Annotated in this window: 17 protein-coding genes and 1 pseudogene; 7 read left to right on the plus strand and 11 right to left on the minus strand. The window is 72.4% G+C overall.

The features are described 5' to 3' along the window. Positions 1-143 precede the first annotated feature (143 nt). Together BU198_RS35225 and BU198_RS35230 are read left to right on the plus strand one after the other, a co-directional pair. Complete coding sequence (locus tag BU198_RS35225; protein WP_188298134.1) at positions 144-1514, plus strand: integrase; 1371 nt, start codon at positions 144-146, stop codon at positions 1512-1514. Beyond that, positions 1514-2125 (plus strand): hypothetical protein, encoded by a 612-nt coding sequence (locus BU198_RS35230; protein ID WP_188300886.1) that lies wholly within the window; start codon positions 1514-1516, stop codon positions 2123-2125. Before BU198_RS35225 ends, BU198_RS35230 begins: the two co-directional genes overlap by 1 nt. Before the next feature lie 19 nt (positions 2126-2144). Here BU198_RS35230 and sigJ read toward each other — a convergent pair whose 3' ends face one another. After that, complete coding sequence (gene sigJ, locus BU198_RS35235; protein ID WP_188300887.1) at positions 2145-3068, minus strand: RNA polymerase sigma factor SigJ; 924 nt, start codon at positions 3066-3068, stop codon at positions 2145-2147. Positions 3069-3243: 175 nt separating this feature from the next. Here sigJ and BU198_RS35240 point away from each other — a divergent pair, with 175 nt between their 5' ends. After that, on the plus strand, positions 3244-3687 hold the full coding sequence (locus tag BU198_RS35240) for a hypothetical protein (protein WP_223245368.1): 444 nt from the start codon (positions 3244-3246) through the stop codon (positions 3685-3687). Positions 3688-3767: 80 nt separating this feature from the next. On the opposite strand, the gene BU198_RS35245 is transcribed toward BU198_RS35240, so the two are convergent. From BU198_RS35245 to BU198_RS35270, 6 genes are all read right to left on the minus strand, one after another. Next, complete coding sequence (locus BU198_RS35245) at positions 3768-4712, minus strand: LLM class flavin-dependent oxidoreductase (protein ID WP_188300888.1); 945 nt, start codon at positions 4710-4712, stop codon at positions 3768-3770. 165 nt (positions 4713-4877) lie between these two features. Continuing rightward, complete coding sequence (locus BU198_RS35250; protein WP_188300889.1) at positions 4878-6929, minus strand: alpha-galactosidase; 2052 nt, start codon at positions 6927-6929, stop codon at positions 4878-4880. A gap of 110 nt (positions 6930-7039) precedes the next feature. Continuing rightward, the gene (locus BU198_RS35255; protein ID WP_188300890.1) at positions 7040-9406 is read right to left on the minus strand and encodes an RICIN domain-containing protein; all 2367 of its coding nucleotides are present in this window, start codon (positions 9404-9406) and stop codon (positions 7040-7042) included. Positions 9407-9738: 332 nt separating this feature from the next. Further along, entirely contained in the window at positions 9739-10305 is a 567-nt protein-coding gene (locus BU198_RS35260; RefSeq protein WP_188300891.1) for a rhodanese-like domain-containing protein, read from the minus strand. Between the two features lie 84 nt (positions 10306-10389). Further along, positions 10390-11139 carry a sulfite exporter TauE/SafE family protein gene (locus tag BU198_RS35265; RefSeq protein ID WP_188300892.1) on the minus strand — a complete coding sequence of 250 codons (750 nt, stop codon included), beginning with the start codon at positions 11137-11139 and terminating at the stop codon, positions 10390-10392. After that, entirely contained in the window at positions 11136-11525 is a 390-nt protein-coding gene (locus tag BU198_RS35270; protein ID WP_188300893.1) for a rhodanese-like domain-containing protein, read from the minus strand. Before BU198_RS35270 ends, BU198_RS35265 begins: the two co-directional genes overlap by 4 nt. A gap of 314 nt (positions 11526-11839) precedes the next feature. Between BU198_RS35270 and BU198_RS35275 the strand changes: the two genes are divergently transcribed. After that, positions 11840-13225, plus strand: coding sequence for a rhodanese-like domain-containing protein (locus BU198_RS35275; RefSeq protein WP_188300894.1), 1386 nt, complete (start codon positions 11840-11842; stop codon positions 13223-13225). 333 nt (positions 13226-13558) lie between these two features. After that, positions 13559-14872: a helix-turn-helix transcriptional regulator gene (locus BU198_RS35280; protein ID WP_188300895.1), complete on the plus strand. Its 1314-nt coding sequence runs from the start codon at positions 13559-13561 to the stop codon at positions 14870-14872. On the opposite strand, the gene BU198_RS35285 is transcribed toward BU198_RS35280, so the two are convergent. The 3 genes from BU198_RS35285 to BU198_RS35290 form a co-directional block, all read right to left on the minus strand. Next, positions 14850-16640 carry a prolyl oligopeptidase family serine peptidase gene (locus BU198_RS35285; RefSeq protein WP_188300896.1) on the minus strand — a complete coding sequence of 597 codons (1791 nt, stop codon included), beginning with the start codon at positions 16638-16640 and terminating at the stop codon, positions 14850-14852. The two genes, BU198_RS35280 and BU198_RS35285, sit on opposite strands and share 23 nt — an antisense overlap. A gap of 129 nt (positions 16641-16769) precedes the next feature. Continuing rightward, on the minus strand, positions 16770-16901 hold the full coding sequence (locus BU198_RS43570) for a hypothetical protein (RefSeq protein WP_262987092.1): 132 nt from the start codon (positions 16899-16901) through the stop codon (positions 16770-16772). A gap of 12 nt (positions 16902-16913) precedes the next feature. After that, positions 16914-17624 (minus strand): IclR family transcriptional regulator C-terminal domain-containing protein, encoded by a 711-nt coding sequence (locus BU198_RS35290; RefSeq protein ID WP_188300897.1) that lies wholly within the window; start codon positions 17622-17624, stop codon positions 16914-16916. 398 nt (positions 17625-18022) lie between these two features. Here BU198_RS35290 and BU198_RS35295 point away from each other — a divergent pair. Next, positions 18023-18619: pseudogene (locus BU198_RS35295) on the plus strand (NUDIX domain-containing protein); the annotation flags it as partial. A gap of 395 nt (positions 18620-19014) precedes the next feature. Next, positions 19015-19278 carry a hypothetical protein gene (locus tag BU198_RS35300; RefSeq protein WP_188300898.1) on the plus strand — a complete coding sequence of 88 codons (264 nt, stop codon included), beginning with the start codon at positions 19015-19017 and terminating at the stop codon, positions 19276-19278. Between the two features lie 232 nt (positions 19279-19510). Here the strand turns inward: BU198_RS35300 and BU198_RS35305 are convergent, their stop codons facing one another. Continuing rightward, entirely contained in the window at positions 19511-20914 is a 1404-nt protein-coding gene (locus BU198_RS35305) for a short-chain fatty acyl-CoA regulator family protein (RefSeq protein WP_188300899.1), read from the minus strand.

Here is a 20914-nt window from a genome sequence, read left to right on the forward strand (position 1 = left end):
CTCATGGAGGCCCAGGGCCGTGATTGTCTGTCATGCCGTGGATGCCTGACCGGGCGTTCACGGTAGGACGGGTGGCGGAAGGAATCAGCGAATGGAGTGTCTGCCGGCGCCTGCGCGCCGATCATCGAAGTGGGAGATGACAGATGCCGTACACGGAAGTCCGCGGGAACAGCATCCGCGTGAAGTGGTGGACCGGGCAGTACAAGCTGGACGACGGCGGCAAGCCGACGACCACGAAGCTGTACAGGTCCGCGTCCAAGAATCTGGACGGTATGCCGTTCGCGCATGAGGATGAGGCGTTCACCTTTGGCCTCGACCGGGAGTCCGACGTGCGGAACCGTCGGGGCCAGAAGGTCGCCGCCCCGATCAATATGGCAGACTACTGCGACCTCTGGTTCGCGGGGGTCAGTCTGCGCAGCAATTCCATGATGGCGTACAAATACCGGCTGTCGGCTGTGATTCGCCCGTATTGGGCGCAGAACAGGGTGGACGCGATCACGCCCATCCAGTACGACGCGTTCAGGGAATTCGTGCAGGCCAAATACTCGCACAACTATGCGAAGGCGGTTCTGGGCACATTCAAGATGATCATGGACGATGCGGTAGTGAAGTACAAATACCGCGAGGAGTCGCCCATCGTGGAGCAGAAGCGGCGAGGCCTGTACAAGAAGAAGCAGGTGCGCCGAGTCAAGCGGCAGCTGTCCACCCGATCCGTGCACCAGGCGGCCCAGAACGCCTACTACGTCTGGGGATTCGCTGGGTGGACCTACATCTGGACCATCGCCTTCACCGGACTGCGGCCGCCGGGTGAGATGTTTGGACTGCAGCGCGGCTACGCTTCGCCGTACTGGCCCGCCTCCGAGCCGGACGCCGAGCTGCGCGTGGAGGCCCTCCAGCGGTACGAGTCCCTCCACGCTCTCCGGGTGCAGTACCAGACCTATCGGGCCGACAAGAGAGCAGTGCTGGCTGCGCCGAAGTACGACAGCTGGAGGACGATCGTCATCCCGCCGTTCCTGCACGAGATGCACCAGGCCCTCCTGGCGTCGCACGACCAGCCGTGGATGTTCCTGTCGATGCAGGGCAAGCCGCTGCTAAGCGCGAACTTCGCTAAGACCTACTGGCTCCCGATCCGGGACGGCGCCGAGGAGCGGGCGTCCCGGCCTCGGTACGAGCGGCGGGCCCGACCAGCACTGCCGGCCGTCGTGGAGATGGCTGGAGAGACCATCTACCGGCTGAGGCACTGGCACAAGGCGAAGCTGGACGAGCCGGGCGACATCCCACGGGTGGCAGTTGAGGAGCGGATGGGCCATGAACTGCCGGGAGTGGAGGGCACCTACAGCGAGGTGACACCCGTGATGGAGGCGCGGATAGTTGGGTATCTCCAGGGAGTGTGGGAGAAGGAAGTGATGGGGGCCGAGCTGTGGATGCCGCCTTTTCCCATGCCTCTCCCAGGCAGGCTCGCGAATCCGGATCCGTCGCTGTTCAGCGGCCTTCCCACTCTGGAGTACGAGTGATGCAGCAGATCAGCGGCACCGTCGCGGTGGTGGAGAGCGGCCGGTTCGTCCGGCGGCCCCCGCTGCGCCCGGTCACCCTCGACCTGCCCGGCGGCCGCCGCGGCACCGCCTACACCGTCGGCCACCCGGAGCCGGTCACCCTGCGCCGCACCCTGCGGCCCGCCGGCGCCGCGGCCAACCTGATGGTGGTCAAGGCCGGCACGGCCGCCTACCTGGACGTGCTGCGCGAGGACCTCGACGACGGCCGGCTCACCAACGAGAGCGCCGCCGCCGACCTCGACCACCCCTCCCTGCGCCGCACCCTGCGCGCCGCCGCCCGCGCCCCCCGCTTCCGCGGCCCCGGCACCCTCCCGCCGTTCTTCGCCACCGCCACCGGCACCCGCGACGGCCGCCCTGCGGTGGTCCTCGCCCACCTCGGTGGGGCGGACGCGCTGCTGGCCGACATGGCGGAGGCGACGGGCGTCCCGGCGGGACTGGGCCTGGCGCAGCTGCTGGACGGCACGGTGGGGCCGGCGGGGGTGCACCCGCCGGAGGCGGTGATCGACGGGGAGCGGTTCTTCCGGGAGCTGGCGCGGGAGTGCCCGGGGGTGGAGGCGGTGGAGGAGCTGTAGACGCGTCGGTGCGGGGGTGTCAGCCGCTCTGCGGGGCGCTCGCCGTCCACGGGCGCAGCTTGTCCGGGTTGCGGACCGCCCAGATGCGGGTGATCCGGCCGTCCGCCAGGGCGAACGCCGCCACCGTCGCGGTGACGCCGGTGTGCTGGGCGACCAGGCCGGGGCCGCCGTTGACGGACCGTTCGAGGAGCGCCAGCCCGGGGGCCTTCTCGGCGAAGTGGACCAGGTACCGGGCGATCGGCTCGCCGCCCACCACCGGGCGCAGGGCCGCGCCCGCCACGCCGCCGCCGTCGGTGGTCATCGTGGCGTCGGGGGCGAGCAGGCCGACCAGGGCCGCGATGTCCCTGGCCTCCCAGGCCTCCTTGAAGTGCCGCACCAGAGTGACCTGTTCGCCCGCCGGCGTCGTCGGGGCCGGCGCGGCGCCGATCCGGCGGCGAGCCGAGGTGGCCAGCTGGCGGCAGGCCGCCGGGGTGCGGCCGACGATCGCGGCGACCTCGGGGAAGGGATAGCGGAAGACGTCGTGGAGGACGAATGCCACCCGCTCGGCCGGGGTCATTGCCTCCAGGACCACCAGGAAGGCCATGCTCACCGACTCGTCCAGGGTGACCCAGTCCGCGGGATCGGCCGGTCCGCCGCCGGCCGAGCCGCCGATCCACTCGGCGCGGTCGGGCAGCGGCTCGGGGATCCACTCGCCGACGTAGCGCTCCCGCCTGGCCCGTGCCGAGCCGAGCAGGTCCAGACAGACCCGGGTGGCCACCGTGGTCAGCCAGGCGCCCGGCGAGGCCACGGCCTCCCGCTGCCGCCGCGACATCGCGTACCAGCGGGCGTACGCCTCCTGCACCGCGTCCTCGGCCTCGGCCAGCGAACCGAGCAGCCGGTACGCGAGGTTGATCAGCTGCCGCCGCTCGCCGACGATCACGCTCAGGTCCGGTTCGGTGCCCATGGTCGGTGCTGCTCCCTGGTTCTGCTCGTCCGTCGCCACTCCGGCCGCCCGGCCCGCCGGTGTGTGACATCGGCTCGGTACGGAACCCCGCCTCACACTTCGCGGGCCTGCGTCGTCGGATCAGCGGGACACTACCGACCGACCGCCGCGAGGCAGAAGAGGGGGACGGCACACCATGGCCATCCAGAACACGGCAGGGGCAGCGCCGGAGGCGTCGTCGAAGGCGGTGGTGGAGCAGCGCACCCGTGGTTACCTGCGGGTCTGCGTCGCGCTCCAGACCGCGGCGGTCTTCTTCCAGGCGGTCACGGCCGGCCTGCTGCTCTCCACCTCCTACGGCGAGACGCTGCACAGCGTCGGCGCCCGGGTGATGTACGGCGCCGCGATGCTGTACCTGCTCGCCGCCGTCCTGGCCTGGCGGCCTGGCGGCGGATCGCCCCGCCCGATCCTGTACGCCTCCGGCTTCCTGGTGCTCGCGTCGGCGCAGGTCGTCCTGGGCGTCGCGCACGTCCCGTCGGTCCACGTCCCGCTGGGCGTGCTCATCTTCGGCCTCAGCCTGGCCGTGCTGGCGCGGATGCCGGCCGCCCGCACCGATCAGCGGACGGCCGGACCCCGGGGCTGAGGGATCCGCGGGGCCGGCGGGCCCACCGGTCGCGAACCGTCGAGGATCCGGTCGGTGGCCGGCGGACGCCGGCACCGTGATCATCCGGCGGATCGGCGCCCGACGGGTGAGGGCGCGGCGGTGGAGTCGTGCAGCCGGCCGTGCCGCACGTCCTCGCCCCTGCCGAGTGCCCGCATCACCGCACGCAGCTGCACGAGGGGTTCCGGGCCGCAGATCCGCAGCACCACCGTCTGCGCGCCCGCCTCCCCGAGCGCATGGAGCGCCGCCACGGCCGCGGCCGCCGTTCCGCCGGCCGCGAACGTCGCGGACTCGTCGCGCCCCAGCCACTGCGCGTGCCCGGCGACGGCGTCCCGCAGGGCCGGGGCCGCGGCGTCCCCCACGCCCAGGAACGTGAAGACGGTGATCGTGTGGTCCACGCCCGCGCCACCGCGCTCCGCGGCGGCGCGGACCGCACGCAGGTCCTCCGGTCCGTGGCCCTCGGCCACGAGCGTGCCCTGCGCGGCCCGGCCGGCCAGCTCCAGGGACTTGGGCGAGACGACCCCCGCGATCACCGGAGGAACCGCGTCCTCGGCCGGCGGGTGGACCAACTCCACCCCGTCGATTCTCAGTTCACGCCCGTCCATGGTGACGCGTTCGCCGCGCAGCAGACCGCGCACCGCGGTGAGGGCCTCCTCCAGCAACGACAGCGGCGACCGCGGGGCCACACCGGCCTGACGCATCCACTCCCGCACACCGTGGCCGATCCCGGCCACCAGCCGGCCGGGGAAGACCCTGGCCAGGGTGGCCACCTCCATCGCCAGCAGCGCGGGACTACGCAGGGGCGCGGGTGCGATCCCGAGGCCGACGCGCATCCGCCCAGTCGCCGCGAGGGCCACCGCGGCAGCCGAGATCCCACCGTTCCATCCCAGGTCCTCGACGACCCACAGGTCGTCCGCCCCCAGGGCCTCGGCCTCCCGCGCGAAGGCGGGCAGCCCGGCCGGGTCCCAGGAGCGGTCGAACATCACACCAACACGAAAGGCCGTCATGACCGGTCAAGGTACCTTGATCACGGATCGCCGGTCGCCCCGCCCCGCCCCGCCCCGCCTCGGCCCGAGTCCGAGTCCGAGTCCGATTCCGACGCGGCTGAACCCGAAGGTGCCGGCCGCCCGCCTCGAAGGGCGCACGGCCGGCACCCGGGAACGGGAGGCCGCTCAGGACCCGAGCGCCCAGCTCTGGCCGGCGGCCGGGCGGGTGGTGACGGGGGCCCCGGCGGTGCCGGGGCCGGCGTCGAGGACGAGGCCGGTGGCGATGTTGGTCACGGTGACGGAGCCGGCCGGGTCCTGGGTCAGCTTCCACTCCTGCCAGGGGTTTCCGGGCGCGAGGTCGAGCAGGTAGGCGCTGTCACCGGCGGAGGCTCCGGCGGAGAGCACGGTGTGCCGATGGGTGGGGGTGTCGCAGTCGTCGCTGATCCGGACGGTGCCGTCCGGGTTGCCGGTGAACGTCCACTGCTGCGCCGGGTCGCCGCCGCGTCGCGGCTCCAGGTCGGTGATCGAGCCGAGCGGCGCGGTGCAGGAGCCGAGCAGCGAGAGGGCGAGGCCGCCGCTGGTCAGCGCGTGGTACGCGCCGTCGTCGACCACGCCCGACGGCCCGCCCGTCGACGTCGGGGTGAGCCGGTAGAGGGCCGCGCCGTGCGGCGGGAGGGTGGCGCCGAGCGGGCCGGTGACGGTCGAACTCGCGCCCGTCCACAGCTCCTTGGCCCGGTAGCCGGAGCCGCCGAGGCCCAGCTCGGTGAGACTGGTGGCGACCGTGCGCCCGGCCGAGGGGTCCTGGTTGACCAGCAGCACGGCCGTGTCGCCGTTGGCGAGCTGCCGCTTCAGCACCACCGGGGCGTGCCCGTCGGCCGGCTTGGCGCCGACCAGGGTGGCGGGCTTGGCCAGGCCGTCCTGGTCGACGGCGATCACCTCGCGGTTCTTCAGGATCGCCAGGCTCGCCTCGTCGATCCCGGTGGACCAGGTGTGGCCGTCCTCGCTGCGCCGGGACTGCGCGGCGGTGCGCAGGTCGGCGCTGGAGATCAGCGGCGCCGCGAGCATGGCGAGGACCGAGGTCTCGGTGCGGGACTCGTCGTCGGTGAAGGGCTTGTGGCAGGGGCAGGTGTCGGTGGTGCCCCACAGGCCGTAGACGTCGTGCCAGCCGGTGAACATCAGGTCGAGGTCGTTCCAGCTGCCCGGGCGGACGTTGCCCGGGTACGCCAGCGCGGTCGGCAACTGCCCGTTCCAGAGCACCGCGTCGAGATCGCTGCTCCGGTCGCCGCCGATCCGGCAGAGGTTGGCGACCTGGCCGCACCAGATTCCGGTGGGCGCGTAGCCGGGGGCGTGGAAGGGGGCCGTCCCGGCGGCCTGGACCACCGGGTCGGTGCGGGCCGGGTCGTCGGCCGCGAGCAGGGGCGGGACACCGGTGTGGACGGGCTGGGCGGAGACGCTGAGGGTGACATTGGGCCTGCCCTGGGCGGCGGAGGCGGCGTCCAGCGCGTGCTGGAAGGTCTGCACCCGGGCGTAGATCGAGCGGGTCAGCTCCTTGCCCTCGCCCTGCGTCCCGTAGTCGTGGCCGTCCGGGCCGGTGATCTTCGGACCGTACGGGCAGTCGTCGTACTTGACGAAGTCGACGCCCCAGGAGACGAAGTCGGCCGCGTCGGTGCCCTCGTGGCCGAGGCTGCCGGGGTGCATCTGGCAGGTGAGGTAGGTGTCGGTGGCGTAGAGGCCGAACTTCATGCCCTTGCCGTGGGCGTAGCGGGCGAGGTACTCGATGCCGTTGACGGTGTGCCCGTCGACGGTCTGCGCGGGGAAGTGGTCGGGGCGCGGGATCAGGTGGCCGGACGTGGGGTCGTTGCCGGCTCCGTCGGTGCCGCTGACCGGGTTCCCGGCGGCGTCGTACAGCTGCATGCCGCCGTCGGCGTTGCGGACCAGGTCGGTGGTCTGGCCGTCGCGGTGCCACTGCGACCAGCCGTCGTCGATGGTGACGGTGTCGTAGCCGGCCGCCACCAGGCCGTTGGCGGCCATGAAGTCGATGGTCTGGACGACCTGTTCCTGGGTGACCTCGGTGCCGAGGGAGTTCCAGGAGTTCCAACCCATGGGCGGGGTCAGGGCGTTGCCGTTGCCGAGCGCGGCGGCCGGGGCGGCGGTGCCGAGGCCGACGGCTCCGAGGCCGGCGGTGGCGAGGGCGAGGGACAGCAGGGTTGCCGCGAGACGGCGGCGGGTTCGGCGCATGTGCGCCCTCCTGAGGGGGTGGGGTATCGAAATTGATGGACCGTCAGGAAGCGGAGGGGGTGCGGCCGGCCGGGTGGGGCCGGCCGGCCGCGGGTGGTGCGGTGTGGGGGTCAGTCGGTGACGGCCGCGGTCGCGGAGCGTCCGGGGGCCAGGGTCACGGTGGTGGAGGTGTAGGTCACGCCGTCGACGGTCGTGGTGCGGGCCTCCCGCGGCTCGCCGTCGACGGTGACGCGGGCGTGCCGCCCGGGGATGCGGGCCTCCCAGGTGAGCGGCTCGGCGCCGGTGTTGGTGACGGTGCTGCGCCGGGCACCGTCGTGGCGGACGGTCACCGTGCCGCCGCCCACCGGGATGCCCGCGACCTGGAGCCAGCCCATCGAGGCGGGCAGCTGCGGGGTGGTGGCGAGGGCGTGGCCGGCGGCGTCCGGGGTGACGCCGAGCAGGCCCTGGACGGTCTGGGAGAGCAGGGTGAACGGGACCTCGGGGTAGTCGCCGTTCAGCATCGCGCCGCTGGCGTGCTGCTCGCCGGTGCTCCGGTGGATCTGCCGCATCCACTTCCAGGCGGTGGTGCCGTCGTGGTTCGCGAAGAACGCGTCGGGCAGGTAGGTGTAGGCCTCCAGGTTGGCCGAGCGCTCCGGGCCCGAGTCGGCGGCGTCGATGGCGGCGAGGAAGGCGTCCCGGCGCGGGCCGGGGTCGAGCAGCTGCTTGACGGGCATCAGCACGCTCGCCTCGTAGCCCCAGCCGGTGACCGGCTTGCCGGTGGTGTCGTAGCCGTGCACGACCTCGCCGGGCTGTGAACCGTCCACGCTCCAGGTGGAGTTGACGTAGCCGCGCAGGTCCTCGGCGGCCTTCCGGTAGCCGGTGGCGGAGGCGGCGTCGCCCCGGGCGTCGGCCAGCGTCGCGGCGGAGAGGTAGGCCTGGTACTGGGCGCCGATCGCGTCGCCGGCCTCGGCGTAGGTGCGGGTGGCGTTCTCGGCGTAGCTGGCGGTGCCGGCGAAGATGCTGCGGCTGGTGGCCTGCGGGATCGGCAGCCCGCGGTTGTCGACCGGGCCGGGGTGGGCGGCGATGAACGGGCCGAGGGTGTTGCGGACGTACCGGCCGAGCCCCGGGTCGTCGGCGTAGTCGCGGTCGCCGGTCCAGCGGAAGGCCTCGCCGGCCTGCTGGACGAGCTCGAACGGCGCGGGCAGCTCGCGGACGAAGCGCTCGGGGCTCCGGTAGTCGATGGCGGCGTAGCTGCGGGCGTCGAAGTCGAGCGCCCAGACCGGGTAGAGCTTGTTGACCTCGGTGGCGGAGCCGGCGAAGCCGCGCAGCATGGTCTTGTTCTCGGCGTCCAGGCCGAGCAGGTGGGCGCCGACCAGCTGGTGGGCGAAGTCGCGACTGTAGAAGGCGGAGCGGAACGGGTAGCCGGCCCAGTAGGTGGCGTCGTACGTGGTGGTGCCGGTGCCGCCGGGGTGGTTCTCGTCCTGGTCGAGCACGCCGGTGGTGCCGGCCTGCTGCACCCAGCTGTTGGCCTTGGTCTTGGCCCAGTCGAAGAGCGCGACGACCTCGGGGTCGGAGGAGCTGATGGCCGGGTCGTTCGGGGCGGACGGCGCGACGGCGGCGTCGTCCACGTTGATCCAGCCGGCGGGGGAGGAGTCGACGGTGAGGGTCAGCCGGTCGCCGGGGGAGACCGGCACCCGGGGGAGGGAGTACTTGGCGTAGACGGTCTGCTCGGGCAGCGGGAGGGAGCGCACCACGGTGCCGTTGACGCTGACCGAGAGGCTGCCGCCCGCGCCGCCCGTCGCGATCCAGGCGGACAGGTCGTAGCTGCCCGCGGTGACGGCGGTGACCTGCTGGCTCACCGCGTACCCGGGCCCGGCGTCGAGGTAGGCGAGGCGGCTGCCGCCGTGCGGGTTGTTGGTGGCGGTGCCGGTGTGGGCGGTGAAGGTCCAGCCGTCCGAGCCCTGTTCGAAGCCGGGGTCGGCGAGGACCAGCGGCTCGGTGCGGGTGAGCGTCCACCGGTGGGCGGGGCGGGCGTCGCAGTGGTGGCGCACCGGCGTGGCGTCGGCGGTCAGACAGGCGCCGGTGCCGCGGGCGGTGAGGGTGTACGTGCCCTGCGGTGCGCGGGAGACGGTGAAGCGCTCGGCCTCGGGGGAGGCGCCGCAGTCGGCGGTGGCCGGCCGGGGCTCCGGGCCGCCGAGGGTGAGGCAGCGGCCGGTGGCCGCGTTGACCAGCAGGTAGGCGTCGCCGGTACGGCGCAGCTGCCAGCGCTGGCTGAGCAGCCGTCCGCAGGCCGCGCCGGTCACCGGGATACCGGGGGCGGGCTGGGCGTACTGCGGGCCGAGGCAGTTGCCGTCCAGGGCGGAGCCCAGGAGGTAGCTGCCGCCGTCGACGAGCGGGGTGCCGGAGGCGGCCGGGGCCGGTGCGGCGCCGAGGGCCTGGGCGGCGAGCACGGCCAGCAGGGCGACACCGGTCGGTAAGGCGCGGGTGCGGGGCGGCATGGCTTGGCTACCTCCGGTCAGGGGACGGGGCGATGCGGTTTGAACGTTCAAATCGGATGAGGTTCAGGGTTAAGATGCATCGCATGTGATGGGTGACATTTCACATGGTGGGCGCGATCGCGTCAACGGGCCGCACGGTGACGGCTTCCGGGAGGTGATCGGCGGGAAAGGTGAAGGCCCCTGCCCGACGGGGGTGGGCAGGGACCTTCACCTTCTCGGGGGCGGCCCTGGCCCCGTGACGGTCGGGGCCGGGACCGGGTTCAGTGGCGCACCGGCTCAGTGGGTCGGCGGGTCAGTGGCTCGGTGGGTCACTGGCTCGGCGAGCCAGTGCTTCAGCGCTTCAGGGTGGCGAGCGTCTCGTCCAGGCCCGGCGCGCCGGGCCGGGGCCGGTTGAACGGGAGCTTGGAGAGCATCGAGCCCATCGCGCAGGTGTTGGTCAGCGCCGAGAAGGCCAACCCGGCGCCCACGGCCGCGGAGACCCAGCGGGCGCCCGGCAGGGCGAGGTCGACCAGCAGGCCGGCCAGCACCAGCGAGCCGGCCACCATGCGGACCTGGCGGTCCATCGCCCACGTCCGGCGGGCGCCGGCCACCTGGTCCAGCGGTCGTCCGGCGCTCGCCCAGGCGTTGGTGCCACCGGTCAGGGTGAGGGTCGGGATGCCGGCCTCGGCGAGCCGGCCGCAGGCGTTGTCGGCGCGCGGCCCGGCGGCGCAGACCACGGCGATCTCGTTGTGGCCGGCGGCCTCGCGCAGCGCCGGCAGGGCGCGGTCCAGCTGGTCGAGCGGGACGTTCAGGGCACCGGGGATGTGGCCCGCGGCGTACTCGCCGGGGGAGCGGACGTCGATGAGGGTGAGCTGTCCGAGGCGGGGCTGGAACTGCTCGACGGTCAGCGGCGTGGTCATGGGGATGCGGGTCCTCTCGGGGAACGGTGGGGGTGTCCGGGTGTCGGGGAGGGGGCTGTGGGGGCGCGGGGCCTGGTGCCGTGATCAGGTCAGCGTGGTGACCAGCATCAGCGCGGCGACGCCGAGCAGGGCGACGGCGAAGACCTTCTGCAAGGTGCGCCCGTTGAGCTTGTCGGCCAGCCGCTTGCCGTCCCAGGCGCCGAGGATCGCGGCCCCGGTGAAGGGGGCGGCCACGGCCCAGTCGATGGCGCCGGTCGCGCCGAGGCGGGGCAGCAGGGCGGCGAGCGAGTTGGCGGAGATGACCAGCAGGCTGGTCCCGACGGCCTCGGCCATGGTGAAGGCGAGCACCGAGACCAGGGCAGGTACGGCGAGGAAGCCGCCGCCGACGCCGAGCAGTCCGGTGACGGCGCCGAGCCCGGCGCCCGCCGCCGTGGAGCGGCCGAGGCCTGAGGCGGAACGTTCCTGCGCTTGCACCTTGGGCGGTACCAGCATCCGCCAGGCCGCGAGCGCCGCCAGCACCGCGAAGGCTCCGGTCAGCAGCGCGCCCGGCAGGTGGGCGGACAGCGCCCCCGCCGCTGCGGCGAGCGGTAGTCCGGCGGCGGCGAACAGCGCGCCGGTGCGCCAGCGGACCCGGCCCGCCCTGGCGTGGGCGAGCAGCCCGGTCAGCGAGGTCGCCGCGACGATCACCAGGCTGGCCGTGGTGGCCAGCGCCGGGCTGAAGCCCAGCAGGTAGACCAGCGCGGGCACGGCGAGCATGCTGCCGCCACCGCCCAGCCCGCCCAGCGCGAGCCCGACCACCGCACCGGCGGCGAGCGCCAGGAGCAGCGTGGTCATATCACGTGCCCGGCGCTGCCTCCGGGCGTGGTGACCGGCAGACCGGCCAGCGCCCAGGCGCGCATGCCGCCGGCCACGTTCAGCACCTCGACACCGCGCTGCGCGAGCAGCTCCGCCGCGCGCTGGGAGCGGTTGCCGGAGCGGCAGACCGCCAGCACGGTCCGGCCGGCCGCCTCGGGCGGCAGCGGCACACCGGCGACCAGGGCGATCAGCGGCTGGTGCAGTGCGCCGGGAGCGTGGCCGGTGGTGAACTCGGCAGCCTCCCGGACGTCGAGCAGGACGGCGGCGCCGGTGCGGGCGAGCTCCTGGGCCTTGGTGGGGGTGGTCTGCCCGGGGGTGCTGTGCCCGTCGGGGCCGGGCCCGTGGGCGTGCGGCAGCAAAGGCATGGGGTGTCTCCAGTGGTGCAGGCCGGACCGCGGCGGTCCGGCGGATCGGGGGCGGCGCCGGTCGCACGGGTGTCCGTACGGGCCCGGTGGCCCGGTACGGCGGCGTGGCCGGCGCTTCCTCGGCCCCGCCCGTACCTGGCTCGGTGGCGGCGGCCGTCCCCCTCGACGTCCACCATAGTACCCCCGGGGGTATTATCGAAATCGTTCACCGATACCCCCGCCCGTATCAGCCTCGGAGGCCGTATGCTGGCAAATATACCGAGGGGGGTATCAAGACGGCGCTGCGGCGCCCGACGCAGCCCAGGAGGGTTCCCGTGTACTTCGCTCAGTTCTACCTCGACTGCCTCTCCCAGGCCTCGTACCTGATCGCCGACGAGCGCACCGGCCGCGCCGTCGTGGTCGACCCGCGCCGCGACGTGGACGAGTACGTCGCCGACGCCGAGGCCCACGGGTTCACCGTCGAGGCGGTCATCAACACCCACTTCCACGCCGACTTCCTGGCGGGTCACCTGGAGCTGGCCGACCGCACCGGCGCGTGGATCGGGTACGGGCGGCGGGCGGAGACCGAGTACCCGATCCGCAAGCTCGCCGACGGAGAGCGGATCGAGCTGGGCGACGTCACCCTGGAGATCATGGAGACCCCCGGGCACACGCCCGAGTCGATCAGCATCCTGGTCTTCGAGCAGCCCGACGACACCGTCCCGTACGGCGTGCTCACCGGCGACGCGCTGTTCATCGGCGACGTCGGCCGCCCCGACCTGCTCGCCTCGGTCGGAGTCACCGCCGAGGAACTCGGCGCGATGCTCTACGACAGCGTGCACCGCAAGCTGATGGCCCTGCCCGACGAGACCCTGGTCTTCCCCGCCCACGGCGCCGGTTCGGCCTGCGGCAAGAACCTCTCCACCGAGAAGCGGTCCACGATCGGCGCGCAGCGCCGGACCAACTACGCCTGCCGGCCCATGGACCAGGACGAGTTCGTCCGCATCGTCACCGCCGGCCAGTCCGCGGCCCCCGCCTACTTCGGCCACGACGCCGCCCTCAACCGGCAGGACCGCCCGCTGCTCGACCGCGCGAACGCCGCCCGCCCGCTGTGCCCCGAAGGCTTCAGGCAGGCCCGCACCGCGGGTGCCGTCGTCCTCGACGCCCGCAGCCCCGAGGACTTCGGCGCGGGACACGTCCGCGGCGCCGTCAACGTCCCCCTCGACGGCCGCTTCGCCGAACAGGCCGGCACCGTCCTCACCCCGGACAGCACCCTCGCGATCATCGCGCCGCAGGACCGCGAGGACGAGGTCATCACCCGCCTCGCCCGCATCGGCTTCGACCACATCGCCGGCTACCTGCGCAACCCCGGCAACGTCCTGCCCGCCCTCGCCGACGACCTGACCCCCGCCAGCCGCCTCACCGCCGACCGGCTCCGCACCGCCCTCGCCGGCGAGCAGCCCCCCACCGTCCTGGACGTGCGCACTTGCGGCGAACGCGAAGCGGGCTCCGTCGAAGGATCCCTGCACATCGCCCTGGCCGAACTCCCCGCCCGCCTGGCCGAGATCCCCACCGACCGCCCCCTGGTCGTCCACTGCGCCGGCGGCCACCGCTCCTCCATCGCCGCCAGCCTGCTCCGCCACCACGGCCACCCCGACGTCTCCGACCTCCTCGGCGGCTACACCGCCTGGGACGCCCTCACCCAGCCCGCCCGACCTTGACCTCGGCGCCTTCCACCCGGGCCTTGGAAGCTCCCGAAGGCAGTGCCTCACCGCATGGCCTCAGGGCCCCACTTCGGTCTGGAGTGGGGTGCCGGCTGCTGACCTTTCGCTGGTTGTTCTGATGCGGCGTACGGTTCTGCTGCGCGGAGGGCGGCTCAACCCAAGGAGCAAAATCCTTGGGGGCCATACGGAAGCACCTCCCAATCCCACTGCAACAGTGCAGACTTGTTGCACCACTCGGCAGTGATGTTGAAAGTGTGCCGATGACCTGCGCGGTTGATGGACCAAAGAATTCTCGGGAGAACGCGATGGCGCGAATGGGGACCGCTTGCCGTGCAGCGCAGGGCCGCCGGCTACACCCAGGAGCATCTGGCCAAGCAGATGGATGTCGACCGCACAACAGTCCATCGCTGGGAGAAGGGCGCGGCGACACCGCAACCCTGGCAGATGCCGAAGCTCACCCGACTCCTGAAGGTCTCCGCAGCTGAGTTGCGCTCCCTTCTTCCCGGAAGTACGGATACCGTCGCCGAGTCGGCAGCCGCCCCGGAGGGTGGTGGCGGCGGCCGATCGGAGGTGTTGAAGCAGTACGGCCAGGACGAGCAGGTGAAGCCGCACGTGGCGTCTCCGTTGGCTCAGGTCGGCGGCCTGGTCACCGACTGGTTGTCCGTCAACTTCAGTACTGGAGCCAGCGCGACGTTGCTGCCCGTGACCGAGGCGGACACCCATGTTGCCGAGGGAATGCTCGACATGTTTCGTCAGCTCGACCATACGCACGGGGCCCGGCAGTACCGGAGGCAGGTCAGCTCCTACATCGACAACGAACTCGAAGCACTCCTCCGTCGCCCGGCCTCGGACGAGCAGGTCGCGCGTCGACGCGCGCGACTAACGGCCGGATTCTGCGAACTGGCCGGATACCAGGCGGTCGACACGGGCAGTCCCGACCAGGCCCAGGCGTACTACCAGCGTGCCCTCACCCTGACGGCGGTGAGCAACGACCAGGCGTACAGCGCCTACCTCGTGGCGGTGAACCTCGGGCACCTCGCACTGCACTGCGGAGATCCGGAGACGGCCCCGCAGTGGGCGACCTCGGCTCAGGCAGCGGCCGGGACGGCCGTGAGCCCGGCGATCCGGGCAGCCATCGCCGCGGTCGTGGCACGCGCGAACGCCAGGATGCGCAGGGAGAGTGAGGCGACCCGGCTGATCGTGCAGGCCGAGCAGCTACTCGACAGCGCGGACCGTCAGGACGAACCCGACTGGATCCGCTACTTCAATCACGCCTACCTGGCGGACGAGGTGGCCCACTGCCTTCACGACCTCGGTCGCGCTCCGGCCGCGAGGAGCCAGCTTGCTGAGGCTCTCAGCGGCGTGGGGGAGGACAGGGGCCGCCGACGCGCCATCGACGCCGCGCTGCTCGCCGCCACCTGGCTGCGGAGCGGGGACCTCGACCGAGTGTGCGCAGCAGGCCGTGAGGCCGTCGCCTACGCGGCCAGGACAGGGTCGGGCCGATGCATCGAGCGGGTCGCCGGTGTCCTGGCTGACGTGCAGGTCCACTCCGACTACGCCCCGGTTCGGGAACTGCGTGAGTTCGCCCGTGCCGTGCTTCCCGAAGCCGACGACGTGGCTCTCACTCTTTCGGGTGGTGCATGATGCGGTGATAGAAGTCGAGTTCAGCGCGGAGAGCCTGCTCGCGTGCGGCGGGCGCCGAGAGGTAGTGGTCGCCGCCGTCCAGCAGGAGGCCGGCGTGGTCACCGCCCAGGTCGGCCAGCTCCTGGGCGAACTGCAGCGCCTCCTCGGCGGATGTGATCGTGTCGGCAGCGCCGTGGATCACCAGTACGGGGCAGAGGATCCGGTCCGGCACCGCCGTCCCGGCTGGTCCCCCAAGCACGGCCGCGTGAGGGCGCTGGAACGCAGGGACGGAAAGCTCCCACAGTGCGGGGTCGATGATGGCAGAGGTGGCCGTCGCACCGGCGAATGGGCCAGGGCGACTCGCCGCCTGGAGCGCTGTGTATCCGCCGGCGCTCGCCCCGCTGATGAAGATGGCGTCGGGCCGCGCCACGCCGTTTGATCGCAGGTGTTCGGCCACCGCGACGCAGTCCTCGACGTCGTACTCGCCCCAGTGGCCGTGCAAGGCCTGGCGGAACGCACGGCCCTGGCCGGTACTGCCCCGGTAGAGGACTTCCGCGACGGCGAAGCCATGGCTGACGAAGTACTGGGTCACCCAGTCCAACCGCAGAGGTACGTCGTCGGTCGGACCGGGGTGCGCTCGTACGAGAAGCGGTACCGGCCTCGCCGCCCCCGTCGGCTGGTGCAGCAGGAAGCGCACACGATCTCCCGCGCCTGGCGCGGCATCGATCGACGGAGGGACGGGTGTCCAGGGCGGAGCGGGCTCGGAGGCCACGCCCAGCGGGACTGCGGGGGCGTTGGCTTGTGCCGTGAGGTCGAGTGACCACAGACCTGGAGCGGACGACGGAGTCGAGCCGATCACGGCGACCCGTTCGCCGTCGACCGCGATGTACGGCTTCACGGAGGTGAGGTTCGCGGCGAGCCGACGTCGGCCGCCCGTGGGATTGACAGCCACCAGCTCGGTGGAGAAGCCGTCCAGGACCGTCAGGAGGACGGTGCCGTCAGGGGCGAATCCGTACGACCGGTAGCCCCCTTCCCACGGCGCCGGCGCGCAGTCCGCGTCGATCGCGAGGACCGCCGTCACCTCGCCACCGCGAAGCCGGTACAGGTTCCACCAGCCCGTCCGATCGGAGAAGAAGTACAGCGATCCGTCCGGACCCCAAGAAGGCTGGAGCACGGACTCCGAGTGGCCACCGGTCATGACACGGCCCGGCCCGATGGCACTCGATCGGACATCTGTCAGCAGGAGACGGCTACTGTCCCACGGCATCTGGTCTCGACTCCACGCCAGGTACGCCAGTTCCTCTCCTGCGAGCCGAGGGCAGGAGAGGAACTCGGAGGAGCGGACCAACACCCGAACGGATCCGGACGCAGACACTGCGACGATCTCGTCCGCAAGGCCGTCGCCACGAACGGCGAGCACACCACCGTCGTCGGCCGGTGCGAGGTCCCCGTACTGTCCAGGGCCACGGACGGGCGCGATCCGGTCGGCCGCGCAGCCGAAAGGTTGGTAGAAGAGGGAACCGTCGTCGCCGACGAACCACACTCCGTCCGACGCCACGACGAAGCTGCCGCCGCCGTACGCGTGGAGCTGGCTTCCCACGGAGAATTCGGGTGGGGTCACCGCGAAGGCCGTGCCCGTGCGATCCGTACGCATGACGCGTCGGACTCCGCCGTGGTCAGGATCGGACTGTAGCCACCACAGCGAGCCTGCCGCGACCTGGAGTTCGTCGTAGGCGACGACCTGACGTGCGACCCATGCCGGTGACAGCCCGCTGCCGTGAGAGCTCATGGAATGGATCCTGCCCGAATGACGCACGTAAGTGCCAATGCCGCGGGGCTGAGGTTACGCGCGGACCTCGACGCTGCCGCCCGGCGCGATGTCCGGGCGGCAGCGCGTGGCCGGCTCGGCTGCCGTGGGTCAGATGGCGGCCGCGAGCGGGCTCGTGGTCAGCTTGCTGATGCTCTCGGCGGCCTTGCGGGTGTGGTAGATCAACGGGCGGAGGTCGGCGGGCATTTCGGCGGTTCGCCGGAGCAGGAGGACGGCGCCCATGATGGAGTCGTGTCACAGCACCGGGGCAGCTACGGAGTCCCAGCCGGGCATGCACTCCTGGCGGCCGACGCCGAAGCCGAGCCGGCGGATCTCGTCCAGGGAGGCGGCGAGGGCGTCGTTGTCGCGGATCACGCCGGGGCCGGCGGTGGGCGGGACCTCCTCGGCGAGGACCAGGTCGCAGATGCTCTGGGGGAGGTGGGCGAGGATGACGCGTCCGAAGGCTCCGGTGCGCAGGGAGCGGGAGACGGAGACGACGTCCTCGGCGGACATGCCGAGCTCGGCGGGGTCCAGGCCGCCGATGACGTAGTCGGTGCACAGCCGCTTCGCGCCGCCGAAGGGGGAAAGGACGGAGAGCAGGGCGAGGCCGCCGGTGGTGGCGTGGAGGCCTTCGAGGATCCTGTGGGTCGAGGCGGCACTGGGGGAGTGGGCCATGGCCTGGACACCGGCACGGGCGGTGCCGGTGCCGAAGCGGTAGCGGCCCCGGCCGACCTGTTCGAAGGCGCTGTCGGTGACGCCGGTCTTCAGGATGCGGTGGGTGGTGGCGTCGTCGAGTCCGGCGGCGCCCGCGATGGCGCGTAGGGAGGGGACTTCGCCGGGGAGTTGGGTGAAGGCGGCCTGGACGGCGAAGGCGCGGGCCGCGAGTGAGGATGCTGGCTTGCTCGGCGATTCGTCCTGGTGCTGAGCGGGCGCGGCGTCGGACGTGGTGGTGCTGGTGAGGGTCATGGATCCGGCTGGGTCCGCGGTGAGTTGCACTGGCCGCCTGAGTACGCTGTCGATCACCGTGACCCTCGTCCGACGGCGGACGTCTACGGATTCGGAGCGACCACGATCTTCGCGGTGACCGGCCGATATCCTCGTTACGGCGCCGATCTGACGGCGATGCTCCCGTCCGGCTGGGCGGGCGTTCTGGCATCGCTGGTGGCGCACGAGGTGGCCGACCGACCACCGACGAGCACGGCCGCCCACCGGTTGTGCAACTGGGCGCGTTGACGAAAGAGGAGGACCATGGCTCGCGTACGAGTCGCGGTGTACGTCACGAGGCCCACGGCGAGTGGACCGGAACTCCTGTCCTTCGCTCACCGGGACTTCCCTGATGCCGGAATCCAGGTGCCGGCGGGGGAGTCGAACCGGGAGAGGACCTGGAGAGCGCGGCGCGGCGCGAGTGCCTGGAGGAGACAGGGATCGCGGAGATCCGCGACCTGTACGCCCTCGGGGTCGACCAGTCGCCGCACCCGGAGACGGGGGTCGAACGGGTCACGGTGTTCTTCCACGCCGAGCTCGGCCAGGCGGCACCCGATCAGTGGCGCCATGTCGTCGGCGGCGTTGGCACCGACGACGGCATGGTGTTCGACTGCCGCTTCGCTCCCCTCGGCGAGGTGGGTCCCACACTCGTGGACGGACAGGACGGTTTCATCGGGATCATTCCCACACGGGTGCGCCCTGCGGTCGACGGCGCCCGCGGCCTGCTCGCGAGGTTGCGCACGGGTACCGGTGACCTGCCGGCCTCGGCGGGAACGACCCTGCTGGAGCGGTCCGGCCAGGTCCTGCGGACCCTTGATCGTGTTCGGGTCACCGAGATCGGCGCCCGCGAGCAGGCCGAGTCCCACACCGAGCCCCGGGCTGTGTCTGTCGACCTGTCCTCGGGAAACCCGGGCCCGGGGCTGCTGCCGGACATGGCCAGGCTGACCGCCGAAGCCGAGCGGACCCCGCTCCTCTAGGGTGAGCCCCGGGTGCTCCCGGAGTTCACCGACGCCGTCACGACCTATGCCCGGAGCCAGGGCCTGCCGGTTTCCGGCCTGCTGCCGCTGCTGCGTTCCTTCGGACTGGCCGAGGTCCCGATCCCGGTAGACCGGCACGGGATGGATCCGGAGGCCCTGCGCGCCGTCGTAGGCGGTGTACAGGCCGTGCTGATGCGGCCCAGGGCCCAGAACCCGACGGGTGCGGCTCTTTCACCCGAACGAGCCGACGCCCTGCGGGATGTGCTGGCCGGTTCGGACGTCCTGGTGCTCCTTGAGGACCACTGCGGGCCGGTCGCGGGTGCGCCCTTCCACCTGCCGGTCGACGCCGGGTACCCCACCGGCTCTCCGGAGATCGTGCCGTCCGTCTCTACAACGTGGACGTCTGCCTGGAACTGTCGTTGCCCGGCTCGGGAACGGAGATCCCCACCAGCGAGATCCTTTCCCGTGCGCGCCGCGTCGAGATCGGCGCCGCCGACACCCTCGCGGCCTGCCCGGAGGACCTGGCACTCGACCTGTGCGCGCACTCGTTCAAGGAGTCGACCACTCTCCGGTACCTGCACCGCCTCAAGCATCAGCGCTTGGTCCAGTACTCCGACCTGCGCGAGGTGATCCGGAGGGAGGGGAGCGCTTTCTCCTAGACGGTGCTGACCCGACGGGCGGAAGACTACGGCGCCCGGCCACCGGTGTTCTTCGTCCTCACCCATCTGGAGCCCCTGGCGGGGTGGGAGTCAAGGGGGCGTGCGGGGGAGAGGGCTGCCTCGCCGGCGGCCAGGCCCAGGGCCAGGGGGTTGCCGGGTTCGTGCGGAGCCGGTCGCTGCCCGAGCCCTCGCCCGCGCCTGCGAAGGGGTGCCCGCGCTCCGCTCGTTGCTTTCAGCTTCCGGGGTCGGGTACGGCGGCGTAGGGGACGAAGGTGCTGGTGCGCTCGTCGACGGCCAGTGGGCGGCCGATGGCCGGGGCGGAGCGCTGTGGGCAGGTGGGGCGTTCGCAGACCTTGCAGCCGAGGCCGATCGGGGTGGCGACGGTGTCGTCGCCGAGGTCGAGGCCGGCCGAGTACACCAGCCGTCCGGCGTGGCGGATCTCGCAGCCGAGGCCGATGGCGAAGGTCTTGCCGGGGCGCCCCCAGCCGCCGGGGGAGCGGGTGACGGCGCGGGCGGTCCACAGGTAGCGGCGGCCGTCGGGCATGGCGGCGACCTGGACGTGGACCCGGCCGGGCGAGGCGAAGGCGTCGTAGACGTTCCAGAGCGGGCAGGTGCCGCCGGTGCGGGAGAAGTGGAAAGGCGTGGCGGACTGCCGCTTGGAGACGTTGCCGGCCCGGTCGACGCGGACGAAGGAGAACGGGACGCCGCGCAGCCGTGGGCGCTGGAGGGTGCTGAGGCGATGGCAGACGGTCTCGTAGCCGACGCCGAAGTGGTCGGCGAGGTGCTCGATGTCGTAGCGGGCGGCCTCCGCCTGGGCATGGAAGGCGGTGTACGGCAGGACGAGGGCAGCGGCGAAGTAGTTGGCGAGCCCGATCCGGGTGAGGGAGAACGCGGTGGAGCCTTCCGGGCTTTCCTGGACGGTGAGTTCGGACAGCAGGGAGTCGTGTTCCAGGTAGGCGAGCTGGGTGGCCATCCGGAAGGCCTGCTGGCCGGGGCGCAGCCGATCCGACAGGTGCAGGGTCCGGGTCTGCTCGTCGTACCGGTGCAGTTGTCCGTTTCCGGTGGCGATCCGGACCCGGTGCGTGGTGGCGAGCCGTTCGGTCAGCGCCTCCCTGACCCCGCCGCGCCTCAGGTTGATGGAATCCGCCAACTCCTCTGCGGTCGTGTCGAGTTCGTGGAGGTAGTTGCGGCGGTTGTAGAAGAACTCCCGGACCTGTTCGTGCGGAGTGCGGGCGTCGGCCTCGGGGCCGCGGTCCCCGGCGAGGACGGCGAGCTGTTCGGCGGCGTCGCGGCGGCCGCGCGCGAGGTCCGCCAGCAGCCGTGCCACGGCGGGCAGTCGGGCAGCCAGCTCGTCGAGGTCGCCTGCGGTGACCCGTCCGACGGTGATCTCCTCGCCGAGCGCGTCGCGCAGTTCGGCGGTGAGCCGGGCGCTGTCGGGCGGGGCGAAGTAGCCGGCCTCGATTCCGAAGGCCTCGGTGAGCCGAAGCAGCACGGGGACGGTGAGCGGCCGGGCGTCGTGTTCCAGCTGGTTGACGTAGCTGGGCGAGAGGTCGATCAGCCTGGCGAGGGCGGCCTGGCTGAGGCCGCGTTCCTCGCGCAGGCGGCGCAGCCTGGCACCGGCGAAGGCCTTCCCCAT

Origin of the sequence: Streptomyces sp. CBMA156, assembly GCF_014596515.1 — a bacterium.
Classification (GTDB): domain Bacteria; phylum Actinomycetota; class Actinomycetes; order Streptomycetales; family Streptomycetaceae; genus Kitasatospora.